Consider the following 15,023-nt stretch of genomic DNA (forward strand, 5'->3'; position numbering starts at 1 on the left):
TCAGGCGTTTTCGTCCCGCTGCGAAGGCGCGGTGCGGCACAGGTAGTTCTCCAGCAAGGTGACCAGCTCCGGGGCGAAGCGGGGGTCGCCGAGTAACTTCGGCCGCTCCGCGGTCACGGTGTGCACGACCGCATGCGCGGCCACGCCCACCAGGTAGGTCGCCAGGTCCGGGTCCGGCACGTTCTGCATGAGCGGCCGGATCACCTCCAGGAATTCCCCGCGCAGCTGGTGCTTGTCTTCTTCCAGGCCGCGTACCGTGCGGGGCAGTTCGTCGTAGATGGCTTTGTGCACGGCGGGCGCGGCGCGGTGCTCCTCCACGATCATTTCGACGACCACCGTCAGCGCCTTTCGCAGGGAGGGCTGCTCCGGCAGGACCTGCAGCGCCTTGCGCAGGTCGGAGCGCGTCTCGACGGCATGCCGCCGCTGCAGTTCCGCGATCACCGCCTCCTTGTTCGGAAAGAACTGGTAGAGCGAGCCGATGTTCACGCCCGCGCGCTCTGCGATGGCATTCGTGGTGAATCCTGCCCAGCCCACCTTGGTCAAAATGTAAGTCGCGGCTTGCATGATGGCATCCACGGTGGCGCGCGAGCGCGCCTGGACCGGGATTTTGCGGGGCGTGGCAGCGGTTTTGCTTTTGCGCGGGGACGGCATGGGAACGCGAGTTTCGGAAATAAAAGCTTTAACTTACGATTTAAAGCATGAAAACACAAGACCTGCTGCATCCCTGGGATGCCTTCCAAGCCGCCAACCGCTTTCGCCGGGCGATCCGTCGATTCCGGCCCACACCGATTCCGGAAGCGGATGTCCGGGCCCTGCTGCGCGAGGCCACCTTCGCCCCGTCCAGCGGAAACATGCAGCCCTACGAGCTGCACTGGGTTCGCACCCCGGCCGTGAAAGCCCGCCTCGCACAGGCCTGCAACGGGCAGAAGGCGGCGGCATCGGCCGCGGATTTCGTCGTCTTCGCCGCCAGTCCCGCCATCGGGCGGCGCACCGCCCAGGCGCAGCTCGACCATGTCGAACGATCGACCGGGCTGGGGCCGGAATCGAAGGCCTATTACCGCAAGCAGATCGGCATGTTCCAGCGGATCCTGGGTACGGGCTCGTCGGTGCTGTGGTCGCCGTGGCTGCTGCTGGCCGCCTGGGTGCGCCCCACGCTGTCGCTGCTGCCGGTGGGGCACATCGGCGGCCGCCAGTGGGCCGCCCGCAATGCGATCTTCGCGGCCCAGACCCTGCTGCTGGCCGCGGCGGCGAAAGGCATCGACTCGTGCCCCATGGAGGGCTTCTCCGCATCCGCCGTCGCCAAGCTGCTGGGACTGCCGCGCGGCACCGTCATCCCGCTCGTCGTGGCACTGGGCTACCGCGCCGATGACGCCCGAATCGAGGAACGCTGGCGCCTGCCCCTGGCGGAGTCGGTCGTCGCCCATTGAGAGAAAGGGGGACGGCCACGTGGCCGGCATGCACTGTGCCGGCCCGGAGAAGGGCGGCTCGCCTTTGGGCTTTGTTCAGGCACAGGGCATGGAAGTTTTTAATAACGCATATAAGTTGCGTTATTGGGTCTAGAATTCGCTGTTGCAACTCAGTTGCAGTAGTAAATAAATTCACCTTCGGCCACCCTCATCCCCTTTTAAACTGCGGCACCTTTCCCTGTGATCCCGCCGTGGCGCTCTGCCCCGGCCGCCGGCGGCCTTGGCATCCGCACGGCTCGCGCGCATCGGGGCCTGCCTTTTTCCACCGTCCACGCCGGCCTCGCTCTCAGCGGCCGCTCCCTGTCTTTTTCCATCCCATCATGCGACCGCTCTGCCCGACAGCTTCCCTCTGGTTGACCCCTTTGCTGGCGCTGTCCGCGCCCGGCGCCATGGCCCAGGAGGGCGGCAGCACCGCCGCGCTGCCCACGGTGGTCGTGAAGGAGCATGCCACGCCAGGCGCGCTGGACCAGCCGGCCGAGGGTGCGTCCCGCCTGGGCCTGTCGGTGCGCGAAACGCCTGCGTCCATCGACGTGGTCTCGCGCCAAGTGCTGGGCGAACGCGGGTTGCGCACCGTCACCGAAGCGGCCCAGGCCGCCGTGGGCGTGACGGCCGGGGACTTTCCGGCCGAGCCCAGTGCGTTTTCGATGCGCGGCTTTGCCAACAGCCAGATCAACACGCTCTACAACGGCATCAAGATCGGTCCGCCCAACATGACCTCGCGCGTCATGGACACCGCCAACCTGGAGCGCATCGAATTCCTGAAAGGCGCGGCCTCCCTGATGTCGGGCGAGGGCGCCTCGGGCGGGGCGGTGAATTTCGTCACCCGCGCGCCGCACCGCGGCCCGGTCCAGACCGAGGTCGAGACGGCGGCCGGCTCGTTCGGCGAGCGCCGCGTCCGCCTGGGTTCCGGCGGCACCACCGCCTGGAAGGACCTGGATTACCGCATCGACCTGAGCGGCTCGGACAGCGACGGCCCCGTGCAAGGCACCCATCAGCACAACCGCCACCTGTCGGGCGGGCTGGACTGGCATGTGCGCCCCGGCCTCAAGTTCTTCGTGGCGGCCGAGGTCAAGCGCGACCGGGGCAGCAGCTATTGGGGAACGCCGCTGGTTTCCGCCGCCGCGCCCGGCATCGAGCCCGAGGGCGGCGTGGTGTCCGGCACCTACACGTCGGGCTTCAACGGCAGCGCGCTCGGCCCGGTCGCGATCGACCGGCGCACGCTGCGCACCAATTACAACGTGCTGGACAACCGCAACGACGCGCGCGAAACCTGGCTGCGCACCGGCATGGACTGGCGCATCGACAGCGCCTTCACGCTGCGCACGCAGATCTACCGCTACACGGCCACGCGCACCTGGTTCAACAACGAGATCGCCGCGTTCAACGCCGGCACCGGCCTGGTGGACCGCGAGCGCTTCTACGTGGCCCAGGACCAGACCTCGGTGGGCCAGAAGACCGAGCTGCAGTGGGACGGCCAGATCGCCGGCCGCGATAACCGCTGGGTGGTGGCGCTCGAATACAGCGACCTTGACCTGACCCGCCCCGGCGCGGCCAACTTCCCCGGCGACAGCGTGAGCCTGGTGAACCCCGATCGCGGCACCTACGGCCCGCTCACCCGGCAATGGCAGACGAGCGGCGTGCGCAACACGGTGCTCGCGCTGGAAGACCGGTTCTCGGTGGCGCCGGGCTGGATGCTGCTCGGCGGACTGCGGCACGAATCCATCGAGCTGTCACGCACCTCCACCGATGCCGCCGGTGCGCCGCGCTCCGGCTTTCCGTTCGACAAGGCCTGGCACCCGACCACGGGGCGCGTCGGCCTGACCTGGACCCCAGCCGCCGGCACCACCGTGTATGGCCAGTACGCCACGGGCGCCGACGTGGCGGCCAACAACCTGTTCCTGCTGCGCGGCACGCAGCCGCTGGACCTGACCCGCACGCGCAACGTGGAGGCCGGGGTCAAGCAGTCGTTCTGGCAGGACCGCGGCGAATGGACCTTCGCGGTGTACGACACCGAGCGCCGCAACGTCTATGCCGCGCAGGGCGGGCAGTCGCTGGCCGTGGCGGGGGCCTTGCAGTCGCGGGGCGCCGAGGCCTCGGTGGCGCTGCGGCCCGATGCGCACTGGAGCCTGTGGTCCAACCTGGCGCTGAACCGCGCGCGCTACCAGGACTACGCGCTGGCCGGTGGCGGCTCTCTTTCCGGCAACACGCCGCCCAACGCCCCGCGCGTGGTGGCCAATGCCGGCGTGGGCTACCGGTTCGTGGCCGGCGTTCCGGTGCAGTTATCGGCCTCGCTGCGGCATGTGGGCGAGCGGTTCCACAGCGATGCGAACACCGTGCGGCTGGCAGCCTACACCGCGCTGGATGCCGCCGTGGCCGTGGACGTGGCCCGCGGCGTGCAGCTGACCCTGCGCGGGCGCAACCTGACCAACCGCGTGTACGCGGCCTGGGCCGATCCGTTCTACCCGGACCAGATCCTGCTGGGCGCGCCGCGCAGCTTCGAGCTGGCCCTGCGCTGGACGCTGTGACATGCAGGCGCTGCTGCGGGCCGAGGGCCTGGGCTTTCGCACCCCGCAGGGGCGCCCGCTGCTGCACGGTGTGAACGCCAGCGCGGCCCGCGGCGAATGCGTGGCCCTGGTCGGCCCCAACGGCGCGGGCAAGAGCACGCTTTTGAGGCTGCTGGGCGCGCGGGCCGTGCCCACCGAGGGCCGGGTGAGCGTGCTCGGGCACGACCTGGCCGCCTGGCCGGCGCCCGAGCGTGCGCGGCACATCGCCGTGCTGGGGCAGACCGAAACCGCCGACCTCGCGTTCCGCGTGCACGATTACGTCGCCCTCGGGCGGCTGCCCCACCAGCACCATGCCGGCCGCGCGGAGCACGCGCGGGCGGTGGACGAGGCCCTGCACACCTGCGCGGTCGACTCCCTGGCGCATCGGGCGCTGTCCACCCTGTCGGGCGGCGAGCGCCAGCGCGTGCACCTGGCCCGCGCCCTGGCGCAGCAGCCCGCGCTGCTGCTGCTGGACGAGCCCACCAACCACCTCGACCTCGCGGCACGTGCCGACCTGCTGGCCCTGGTACGCGGGCTCGGCATCACGGTGGTGGCCGCGCTGCACGAGCTGGGCCTGGTGCCTTCGTTCGCCGACCGGGTGTGGATGCTGGACCGCGGCGCCCTGGTGGCCGACGGCCCGCCCGATGAGGCGCTGAGCGCCGACCGCGTGGCCGGCGTGTTCGGCATGGAACTGGTTCACACGCGGCACCCGCGCCATGGCGGCACGCTGTGGTCGTTCGAGCGCAAGGTGGCGGCATGAGGCGCGCGCTGCGGCGGTGGGCTGCCGGCCGATCCCTGGCGCTGGCGGTGGCCGGCGTGCTGTGCGGCGCGGGCCCCGCGCTGGCGCAGGGCGCGGGTGCGGTGCCGGGGTTCCCCGTCACCGTGCCCAACTGCGGCGACACGCTGCGCATCGCCGCGCCGCCCAAGCGCATGGTCGTGCATGACCTGAACATGGTCGAGATGGCGATGGCGCTCGGGCTGCAGTCGTCCATGGTGGGCGTGACGGGCATCACCGGCTGGTACAAGACCGATGCGGCGTTCCTGCGCAGCCTGGGGGCCATTCCGGAGCTGGCCCCCAAGTACCCCACGCTGGAAACGCTGCTGGCCGCCAAGCCCGATCTGTTCTTCGCCGGTTGGTATTACGGCATGCAGCCCGGGGGCGAGGTGACCCCGGCCACCCTGGCGCCGCACGGCATCCAGACGCTGATCCTGACCGAAAGCTGCGCGCACACGCTCGGCGACAAACCGCGCGCCACGATGGACCTGCTGTACGGCGACCTGCTGCGCCTGGGCACCGTTTTCGGCCGCCGTGCCGAGGCCGAGCGGCTCATCGCGCAATGGCGCGAGCGGGTCCGGGCCGCGATCCGGTCGCCGCTGCCGCAGCCGCCACGCGTGTTTGTCTACGACTCGGGCGAGGACAAGCCCTTCACCGCGGGCCGCGCCGCCATGCCCACGGCCCTGATCGAGGCCGCGGGCGGGCGCAACGTGCTGGGCGATGTCCCCATGAGCTGGGGAACCAGCGCCTGGGAGACGGTCGCGGCGAGCAACCCGCAGGTCATCGTGCTGCTGGACTACCAGAACGGCCAGGGCCCGGAACACCTTCAGCGCCTCCTGCAGGCCCACCCGGCCATGCGGCTGACCGACGCCGTGCGCCAGCGCCGCTTCGTCACGCTGCGCTATGCCGAGTTGACGCCCGGGCCCGCCAACATCGACGCCATCGAAAAGCTGGCCCGCGCCCTGAGGCAGGCACCATGACGCCGCCGGGGGCGGATGCCCGTACCGCGCGGCGCAGCGCGGTGCCTCTGCGGGTCGCGCTGCGCCGCGCGGCCCCAGTGGGGATCGCGCTGGCCCTGGTGCTGCTGGTCATGGCGTCGCTCACCGCGGGCAGTGCGCCCGTGTCGTGGCGCGAGGCGGCCGTGGCACTGGCGGGACCCTGGGCCGGGGCGTTCGGCGCGCCCGCGGGTGACATGGCGCAGGCCATCGTGCGCGACCTGCGCCTGCCGCGCGTGGTGCTGGCGCTGCTGGTGGGCGCCACGCTGGCCCTGGTGGGCGGCCTGTTGCAAAGCACCACGCGCAACGACCTGGCCGATCCGTTTCTGTTCGGCCTGTCCTCGGGGGCTTCCACGGGCGCCGTGGCCGTCATCACGTTGACCGGCGAATGGCTGGGCGCCTGGACCTTGCCGGCCGCCACGTTCGCCGGGGCCGCGGTGGCGGCGGGCGCCGTGCTGCTGCTGGTGCGGCGCGCCGGCGGGCAGGGGCCCGCGCAGACCGTGCTGGCCGGGTTGGCGGTGTCGTTTTTATTCGGCGCGCTGACGCACGGGCTGGTCTTTGCAGGCGACCAGCGCGCGGCGCATGCCGTGGTCTTCTGGTCGCTCGGCGGCCTGGGGCTGGCGCGGTGGGACAACCTGTGGCTGGCATGCCTGGGGCTGGCCGTGCCCATGGTGTTCGTCTGGCGCCGCCACCGCGCGCTGGATGCGCTGCTGGCCGGCGACGACACGGCCCACAGCCTGGGCATCGCGCCCGAGCGGCTGCGCACGCAGGCCTTCGTGGTGGCCGCAGTGGCGACGGCCTGCTGCGTGGCGCTGGCCGGGGTGATCGGCTTCGTCGGCCTGATGGTGCCGCACCTGGCGCGGCGGCTGTCGGGGCCCCTGCATGCTGCGTTCCTGCCGTTGGCCGGGGTGCTTGGGGCGGGCTTGCTGCTGGCGAGCGATCTGGTGGCACGCACGCTGCTGGGCTCGCAGGAGTTGCCGGTGGGCATCGTCACGGCGGGCATCGGGGCCCTGTTCGTGATGGCGCTGCTGCGGCGTCGGGTGTCGGACTGACATGGATCATTAGATGTTTTTGATCCTAAGTCATGGAAATATATTCTTTCTGGTTTGAAGGGCCGACTCCTAAGATCGCGACAGCTTCCCTGAAAGGTGTTCTCCGTGATCCGACCGCTCTCCGTGGCAACCGACATTTCCCCAGGCCTTCCACGATCGGCTGACGCCTGGCCCGCAAGGGGCGGCGCATGAACTTTCAGCAACTGCGCTCCGTGCGGGAGGCCGTGCGCTGCGGCTTCAACCTGACCGAGGTGGCCGCCATGCTCTACACCTCGCAACCCGGCGTGAGCCGCCAGATCCGCGAGCTGGAGGAAGAGCTGGGCCTTGAAATTTTCGCCCGCGCCGGCAAGCGCCTCACGGGCCTCACGCCGCCCGGCGCCACGCTGCTTCCCATCGTCGAGCGGCTGCTGCTGGAGGCCGAGAACCTCAAGCGCGCCGGCCTGGACTTCAGCGCCGCGCAGGAAGGGCGCCTGTCCGTGGCGGCCACGCACTCCCAGGCGCGCTACGCCTTGCCCCAGGTGGTGCGCGACTTCCGGGCGCTGTACCCCCACGTGTCGCTGCACCTGCACCAGGGCTCGCCCCGCCAGGTGGCCGAAATGCTGCTGTCCGGCGAGGCCGACATCGGCGTGGCCACCGAGGCGCTGGCCGGTTACGACAGCCTGGTCACGCTGCCGTGCTACCGGTGGTCGCACAGCATCGTGGTGCCGCCGGGGCATGCGCTGCTGGAGCAGGCCGAGCCCGTCACGCTGCAGCAACTGGCGCGCTTTCCGATCATCACCTACGAGCTGGGTTACACCGGCCGCGCGCACATCGACGAGGCCTTCTCGCGCGAGGGCCTGACGCCCGACGTGGTGTTGACCGCCATGGATGCCGATGTGATCAAGACCTACGTGGAACTGGGCATGGGCGTGGGGATCGTCGCCTCCATCGCCGTGGACCCCGACCGCGACCGCCACCTGCGCATGCTGGACGCGCGCCACCTCTTCGAGGTCAACCTGACCCGCCTGGGCCTGCGGCGCGGCAGCTGGATGCGCGGCTATGCCTACCGCTTCATCGAGAGCTTCGTGCCCACCCTCACGCGCGAGGCGGTGGAAGCCGCCATGAAGACGCCCGCGCCCTGAGCCGGGCGAGAGCGGGCCCGCCAGCGCTCAGGGCGGCGGGGCAGGCTGCGACAACACCCACAGCGCGAGGGCCCGCGCCTCGGGCTCGGTGATGCGCGCCTGGCGCGGCATGATCACGCGGCCCCAGGTGCCGACGCTGCCGTTGCGGATCTTGCCGGCCAGCCGGACCGGCGCTTCCGGGTCGTTGCGGTAGCGCTCGGCGATCTGCGCGAACCCCGGCCCCACCTGCTTGCGGACCATGCCGTGGCAGGCCATGCAGCCATGCTCCTGGCCCAGGTGCCGATCCTCGGCGGCCTCGCCGGTGACGGCAGCGCTCGCCAGCCAGAGGCCCGCCAGCACCATCACGGCCCCGTGCCAGCCCAGCCGCGGCCCGGCGGCCGGGCCTGCGGAACGGGGCAGGGTGCGTGGGGCCATGGCGGTGCGGAAACGGGCGTGCGTCATGCCATCGAGCATAGCGGTGCGCGCGCAGGGCAAGGCGATGGCGCCCACGCACCTCCTCCGTTGTCCGGCCTGCCGTTTTGCGCATATCCAAACGCGTTCTTGTCGCTTGGGCCAGCGCGTCGGCCCCGATAGATTCGCTCCAAGCCCACCGCACGGCGCAGTGGGCGCTCCAGCGAAAGGACGAGGGATGACGACTGCAGCACTGCGATTTCAACGCCACCTCCCGACATGGCGCGACGGCCTGTATGCCCTGGCATTGGGCGCGGCCATCGCGCTGTGCGGCACCGCCTTCGCGGCCACGCCGGTGCCGCAGGGCCCGCTGGTCACCACCGACTGGCTGGCGCAGAACCTGGACAACGCCAAGGTCCGCGTGATCGAGGTCAGCGTGAACCCCGGCCTGTACGAGCGCAGCCACGTGCCCGGCGCGGTCAACTTCTCCTGGCATTCCGACCTGAACGACAAGGTGCGCCGCGACATCGTGGGCAAGGAGGCGTTCGAGGCGCTGCTGTCCAAGGCCGGCGTGGCGCCGGACACCACGGTGGTGCTCTACGGCGACACCAGCAACTGGTTCGCTGCCTGGGGCGCCTGGGTGTTCGATATCTACGGCGTCAAGGACGTGAAGCTGCTGGACGGTGGCCGCAAGAAATGGGAGGCCGAGAACCGGCCGCTGAACAACCGGGTGCCCGAACCCGTAGCCACCACCTACCGCGTCGCCAGCGTCAACACCCAGCTGCGGGCCCGGCTGTCCGACGCGCTGGCGGTGGCCGAAGGGCGCAGCGATGCCCGGCTGGTGGACATCCGCTCGGCGGACGAATACACCGGCAAGGTCTTCGCCCCGGCCGGCGTGCCCGAGTTGTCGGTCCGCGCGGGCCACATTCCCGGCGCGGCCAATGTGCCGTGGGGCCAGGCGGTGCGCGAAGACGGCACGTTCAAATCGGCCGAAGAATTGAAGAAGCTTTATGCCGCCGCTGGCATCGACGGCAGCAAGCCGATCATCACGTACTGCCGCATCGGCGAGCGCTCCAGCCACACCTGGTTCGCGCTGAGCAAAATCCTGGGCTACGAGGTGCGCAACTACGACGGTTCGTGGACCGAATACGGCAACGCCGTGGGCGTGCCCATCACCAACCCGGCTGGCACCCTCTGGGCCGCCAAGTAACGCCGGGCCAAAACAGTTTGTCAGTAGGGGGTCTCTTTTCAAGCCCGCCGTGTGCGGGCTTTTTTTTGTCCGGAGGTTTTGGCCATGCGCGTTGCGGGACTGTTTTCATGGGGACTGCTGGTCGCGGTGGGGGTTGCCGCCTTGGCGCTGCAGGCCCAGCCGGGCGGGCGCACGCTGGCTTTCTCATTGGCGGTGGGCGCGGTGCTGGGCGTGGTGCTGCAGCGGTCGCGCTTTTGCTTTTATTGCCATGCCCGCGACTGGTTCGCCGACGGCAACCCGCGCGGCCTGCTGGCCCTGGTGCTGGCGCTGGCCGTGGGCACGGTGGGCTACACCGTCGTACTGGGCAGCTGGGTGCCGGTGCCCACGGCCGGGCAATTGCCGGCGGACATGCACATCGGCCCGGTGAGCATGGCCCTGGTGGCCGCGGGCCTGGCGTTCGGCGCCGGCATGGTGGTGTCGGGCTCGTGCATCAGCGCGCACTGGTACCGGCTGGCGGAGGGCTCGCCCGTCGCGCCTTTCGCACTGATCGGGTCGGCCGGCGGGTTCATCCTGGGGTTTCGCACCTGGAACCCGCTGTACAGCGCCAGCGTGGCGGACGCACCGGTCGTGTGGCTGCCGGCGCACCTGGGCTACGGCGGCGCGCTGGCGCTGCAACTGGGCGTGCTGGCGGCCATCGCCGCCTGGCTGTGGCGCGGATTCGCCCGCGAGGCCCCCGGGGCCGCTGCCGCGCCCCCGGGCGTGCCGGGCCTGCGCGAGGCATGGCGGCGATTGTGGGTGGGCCGCTGGCCGTACTGGGCGGGCGGGTTGGCGGTGGGGATCATCGGTGCCTTCGTGATCGTGCGCATGCGGCCGCTTGGTGTCACGGCGACGCTGGGCAGCGCGGCCCGCTCGCTGGCGCAGGGGCAAGGGTGGATCCCCGACCGGCTCGACGGCCTGGACAGCCTGGCAGGATGCGCCACGGCCCTGCAGGCGACCTGGCTCACGCCCAACGCGGTGCTGATCGGCGGACTGGTCGCGGGCGCCTTCATTGCGGCGCTGGCCAGCCGCCAGTTCGCGCCGCGCTGGCCCACCGGGCGCGACGCCGTGCGGGGACTGGGCGGCAGCGTGCTGCTGGGCTGGGGCGCGATGACCGGGCTGGGATGCACCGTAGGCACCTTGCTGTCGGGAGGCATGGCCGGCGCGCTGTCGGGCTGGGTGTTCGGGGCCGCGGTGTTCGTGGCGGTCTGGGGCGGGGTGAGGGCGCAGGCATGGCGGGCGCGCCGGGCCGCCCGCTGATGCTTGAAGTGTTTGGCCCCGATGCCGGCGGATTTTATGTCTGTATTGCTACTGAATTCATAGCAAATTACGCCTTCTTAGTGTGTGGGGACCGGTTGCGCCTCGCGGCGCCGTCCGACGACAAAGGGCGTCTTGGCTGACGGAGGGGGAGTGCTCTGTCGAGCCACCATCGGCGGGTCGCCCGCGCCGCGGGCCCGCATCCGATTCAGGGAACGCATGGCATCCAAAGACAAAGAGAAAGAAAAAGACAAATCCGCCGATCCGGCCATGAGCGAGAAGGAAATCAAGGCGCAGCGCGATCTGTGCGTGCTGGGGCCGCACGGCGACCTGCGCCTGGCCTCGGTCACCATCGACGGCTACAGCCTGGAACTGCGCGACGGCGACGGGTTCGTGGGCGACAACGCCAGCCGCACCGCCTTCCGCGAAATGCTCGATGCCTGGCGCACGCTCTACACCGACATGGCCGGCAAGGACCCGCTGGGCAGCAAGCCCACGCGCGATATCAGCAAGCAGCGCCTGGACGAGCTGCTCGAAAAGGACGGCACCGCCGCCCGCGCCATCGAGGCCGCCTCGGAGGACTACGCGCTGCAGCTGTCCCATGTGGTGCAGTGCTTTCTCAAGCACAAGACCTGGCGCGGCGTGAAGCGCGTGATCATCGGCGGGGGCTTTCACCAGAGCGAAGTGGGCGAACGGGCCATCGCCCGGGCCGCCGAAATCCTCAAGAAGGAAAAGACCTCCGTCGAACTGCGCACCCTGCACCACCACGCGGACGAGGGCGGCCTGATCGGCTGGGTGCACCTGGCCCCGCCGGCGCTGCTGCAAAGCTACGACGCCATCCTGGCCGTGGACATCGGCGGCACCAACGTGCGCTGCGGCATCGTGCAGACCCACCTGCACAGCGCGCCCGACATGTCCAAGGCCGAGGTGCTGATCCGCGAGAAGTGGGGCCATGCCGACGACGCCCCCAAGCGCGACGAACTGGTCGAAGGCATCGCGGAAATGCTGGAAGACCTGGTGGCCCATGCCGAGAAGGAAAACATCCGCCTCGCGCCCTACGTCGGCGTGGCCTGCCCGGGGCTGGTCTGCGAAGACGGGTCGTTGGCGGGCGGCACGCAGAACCTGCCGGGCAACTGGGAGAGCATCCGCTTTCACCTGCCGCGCGACCTGTGCGAGCGCCTGCCCTACATCGGCCAGGGCCGCACACAGGTCTGCCTGCACAACGATGCGGTGGTGCAGGGCCTGTCGGAGCTGCCCTTCACCACTGACGTGAAGCACTGGGCGGTACTGACCGTGGGTACGGGCCTGGGCAACGCCAGCTACACGAACCGCGCGGACGGCTGAGCCGCAGGCCGCGCCTGGCGGGGCCGGGCGCGGAAGGCCCGCAGGACAGGGCGGGGCCGATCTCCGACGCCTTGGACGGGCGCCGCGCTGCCCAATAGGGCGGGCCGCCCTTCGGCATGCCCCGAAACCTATAATCGACGTCCCCAGCCCTCGCCGGGACTTCATGGGCCTCACATGCGTTGAGGCACCTCGGCACCCCACCAGATTCCAAGATGAGCCAGCCCACTTCCAGCGTCGCAGACATCCGCAAGACTTTCCTCGACTTCTTCGCGTCGAAGGGCCACACCATCGTTCCGTCGAGCCCGCTCGTGCCGGGCAACGACCCGACGCTGATGTTCACGAACTCGGGCATGGTGCAGTTCAAGGACGTGTTCCTGGGCACCGATAAGCGTCCCTACCAGCGCGCCACCTCCGTCCAGGCCTGCCTGCGCGCGGGCGGCAAGCACAACGACCTGGAGAACGTGGGCTACACGGCCCGCCACCACACGTTCTTCGAAATGCTGGGCAACTGGAGCTTCGGCGACTACTTCAAGCGCGAATCGCTGAAGTGGGCCTGGGAACTGCTCACCGAGGTCTATCAGCTGCCGGCCGAACGCCTGCTCGCCACCGTCTACGAAGAGGACGACGAGGCCTACGACATCTGGACGAAGGAGATCGGCCTGCCGCCCGAGCGCGTGATCCGCATCGGCGACAACAAGGGCGGCCGCTACAAGTCCGACAATTTCTGGATGATGGCCGACACGGGCCCCTGCGGCCCCTGCAGCGAAATCTTCTACGACCACGGCCCCGAGATCCCCGGCGGCCCGCCCGGCAGCCCCGACGAGGACGGCGACCGCTTCATCGAGATCTGGAACAACGTGTTCATGCAGTTCGACATGGCCGAGGACGGCTCCGTCAAGCCGCTGCCCGCACCGTGTGTGGACACGGGCATGGGCCTGGAGCGCCTGGCTGCCATCCTGCAGCACGTGCACAGCAACTACCAGATCGATCTGTTCGATGCGCTCATCAAGGCAGCAGGCCGCGAGACGCACACGGCCGATCTGTCCAACCCGTCGCTGAAGGTGATCGCCGACCACATCCGCGCGACCTCGTTCCTCATCGTGGACGGTGTGCTGCCGAGCAACGAAGGCCGTGGCTACGTCGAGCGCCGCATCGTGCGCCGCGCCATCCGCCATGGCTACAAGCTGGGCCAGAAGACGCCGTTCTTCCACAAGCTCGTCAAGGACCTGGCGCAGCAGATGGGCGACGCCTACCCCAAGCTGCGCGAGCAGGAGCAGCGCATCACCGACGTGCTCAAGACCGAAGAGGAACGCTTCTTCGAGACGCTGGCCAACGGCATGGAAATCCTGGACGCCGCCCTGGCCGGCGGCGCGAAGGTGCTGCCCGGCGACGTGGCCTTCAAGCTGCACGACACCTATGGCTTTCCGCTCGACCTGTCGGCCGACGTGTGCCGCGAGCGCGGCGTGACCGTGGACGAGGCCGGTTTCGCCGAAGCCATGAATAAGCAAAAGGCCCAGGCCCGCGCGGCCGGCAAGTTCAAGATGGACAAGGCGCTGGAGTACACCGGCGACGTCAACCGCTTCACCGGCTACGAGCAACTGGCCGAGAAGACCGCCAAGATCACTGCCATCTATGTGGACGGCGTCGGCGTGGGCGCGCTGCGCTCGGGGCAGGAGGGCGTCGTGGTGCTCGACACCACGCCGTTCTACGCCGAAAGCGGCGGCCAGGTGGGCGACCAGGGCGTCATCACCAGCGGCTCGGCCCGCTTCGCGGTGGCCGACACGCTCAAGATCAAGGCCGATGTGTTCGGTCACCACGGTAGCCTGGAAGCCGGCACCCTGAACGTGGGCGACACCGTGACGGCCGAGGTGGACACGGCGCTGCGCGCCGCCACCATGCGCAACCACTCCGTCACCCACCTGATGCACAAGGCCCTGCGCGAAGTGCTGGGCAGCCATGTTCAGCAAAAGGGCTCGCTGGTGAACGCCGAGCGCACGCGTTTCGACTTTGCCCACAATGCCCCGGTGACCGATGCGCAGATCCGCGAGATCGAGCGCCGCGTGAACGAGGAAATCCTGGCCAACACCGCCACCGGCGCCCGCGTGATGGACATCGAGTCGGCCCAGAAGACCGGCGCCATGATGCTGTTCGGCGAGAAGTACGGCGAAAGCGTGCGGGTGCTGGACATCGGCACCAGCCGCGAACTGTGCGGCGGCACGCACGTGGCGCGCACCGGCGACATCGGGCTGTTCAAGGTCGTGGCCGAAGGCGGCGTGGCGGCGGATGTGCGGCGGATCGAAGCCGTCACCGGCAGCAACGCACTGGCCTACCTGCAGCAGCTCGAAGACACCGTGACCCGCGCGGCCAGCGTGCTGAAGGCACCGGTGGCCGAGCTGAGCGGTCGCATCGGCCAGACGCTGGACCAGGTGAAGGGGCTGGAGCGTGAAGTGGCCGCACTCAAGGGCAAGCTCGCTTCGGCGCAGGGCGACGAGATGCTCGCCCAGGCGGTGGACATCAAGGGCGTGAAGCTGCTGGCGGCCCAACTGCCCGGCGCGGATGCCAAGACCCTGCGCGACACCATGGACAAGCTAAAGGACAAACTCAAGTCCGCCGTGATCGTGCTGGCGGCCGTCGATGGTGACAAGGTGCAGTTGGCGGCCGGCGTGACCGCCGACAGCGTGGGCAAGGTCAAGGCCGGCGAGCTGGTCAACTTCGTGGCCCAACAGGTCGGCGGCAAGGGCGGCGGCAAGCCCGACATGGCCATGGCCGGTGGCACCGATGCGTCCGCATTGCCCGCGGCGCTGGCATCCGTGCAAGGCTGGGTGGGCGAACGCCTCTGATTTTCAGGGCGCCGC

Annotated in this window: 12 protein-coding genes; 10 read left to right on the plus strand and 2 right to left on the minus strand. The window is 69.8% G+C overall.

Going from position 1 to position 15,023, the window contains the following annotated elements:
• The gene (locus tag M5C96_RS12130) at positions 1-564 is read right to left on the minus strand and encodes a TetR/AcrR family transcriptional regulator (protein ID WP_272569334.1); all 564 of its coding nucleotides are present in this window, start codon (positions 562-564) and stop codon (positions 1-3) included.
• Between the two features lie 134 nt (positions 565-698).
• Here M5C96_RS12130 and M5C96_RS12135 point away from each other — a divergent pair, with 134 nt between their 5' ends.
• The 6 genes from M5C96_RS12135 to M5C96_RS12160 all read left to right on the plus strand — a co-directional run bounded on the left by M5C96_RS12135 (position 699) and on the right by M5C96_RS12160 (position 7,952).
• Complete coding sequence (locus M5C96_RS12135; RefSeq protein ID WP_272569335.1) at positions 699-1,427, plus strand: nitroreductase family protein; 729 nt, start codon at positions 699-701, stop codon at positions 1,425-1,427.
• Positions 1,428-1,819: 392 nt separating this feature from the next.
• Positions 1,820-3,991 carry a TonB-dependent receptor gene (locus M5C96_RS12140; protein ID WP_272569336.1) on the plus strand — a complete coding sequence of 724 codons (2,172 nt, stop codon included), beginning with the start codon at positions 1,820-1,822 and terminating at the stop codon, positions 3,989-3,991.
• 1 nt (position 3,992) lies between these two features.
• Positions 3,993-4,769 (plus strand): ABC transporter ATP-binding protein, encoded by a 777-nt coding sequence (locus tag M5C96_RS12145; RefSeq protein ID WP_272569337.1) that lies wholly within the window; start codon positions 3,993-3,995, stop codon positions 4,767-4,769.
• Positions 4,766-5,764: an ABC transporter substrate-binding protein gene (locus M5C96_RS12150; protein WP_272569338.1), complete on the plus strand. Its 999-nt coding sequence runs from the start codon at positions 4,766-4,768 to the stop codon at positions 5,762-5,764. Before M5C96_RS12145 ends, M5C96_RS12150 begins: the two co-directional genes overlap by 4 nt.
• Complete coding sequence (locus M5C96_RS12155; RefSeq protein WP_272569339.1) at positions 5,761-6,831, plus strand: FecCD family ABC transporter permease; 1,071 nt, start codon at positions 5,761-5,763, stop codon at positions 6,829-6,831. Before M5C96_RS12150 ends, M5C96_RS12155 begins: the two co-directional genes overlap by 4 nt.
• Before the next feature lie 188 nt (positions 6,832-7,019).
• The gene (locus M5C96_RS12160) at positions 7,020-7,952 is read left to right on the plus strand and encodes a CysB family HTH-type transcriptional regulator (protein WP_272569340.1); all 933 of its coding nucleotides are present in this window, start codon (positions 7,020-7,022) and stop codon (positions 7,950-7,952) included.
• Positions 7,953-7,979: 27 nt separating this feature from the next.
• Here M5C96_RS12160 and M5C96_RS12165 read toward each other — a convergent pair whose 3' ends face one another.
• Entirely contained in the window at positions 7,980-8,393 is a 414-nt protein-coding gene (locus M5C96_RS12165; RefSeq protein ID WP_336297897.1) for a c-type cytochrome, read from the minus strand.
• A 187-nt stretch (positions 8,394-8,580) separates the two neighbouring features.
• On the opposite strand from M5C96_RS12165, the gene M5C96_RS12170 reads away from it, so the two are divergent.
• The 4 genes from M5C96_RS12170 to alaS all read left to right on the plus strand — a co-directional run bounded on the left by M5C96_RS12170 (position 8,581) and on the right by alaS (position 15,008).
• On the plus strand, positions 8,581-9,552 hold the full coding sequence (locus M5C96_RS12170; RefSeq protein ID WP_272569341.1) for a sulfurtransferase: 972 nt from the start codon (positions 8,581-8,583) through the stop codon (positions 9,550-9,552).
• Positions 9,553-9,636: 84 nt separating this feature from the next.
• Positions 9,637-10,827: a YeeE/YedE family protein gene (locus M5C96_RS12175; protein WP_272569343.1), complete on the plus strand. Its 1,191-nt coding sequence runs from the start codon at positions 9,637-9,639 to the stop codon at positions 10,825-10,827.
• A 216-nt stretch (positions 10,828-11,043) separates the two neighbouring features.
• Positions 11,044-12,168 carry an ROK family protein gene (locus tag M5C96_RS12180; RefSeq protein WP_272569344.1) on the plus strand — a complete coding sequence of 375 codons (1,125 nt, stop codon included), beginning with the start codon at positions 11,044-11,046 and terminating at the stop codon, positions 12,166-12,168.
• Between the two features lie 212 nt (positions 12,169-12,380).
• Entirely contained in the window at positions 12,381-15,008 is a 2,628-nt protein-coding gene (gene alaS / locus M5C96_RS12185; protein ID WP_272569345.1) for an alanine--tRNA ligase, read from the plus strand.
• The last annotated feature ends 15 nt before the right edge of the window (positions 15,009-15,023 follow it).

The sequence above is a fragment of the Acidovorax sp. GBBC 1281 genome, from assembly GCF_028473645.1.
Lineage (GTDB): Bacteria > Pseudomonadota > Gammaproteobacteria > Burkholderiales > Burkholderiaceae_C > Paracidovorax.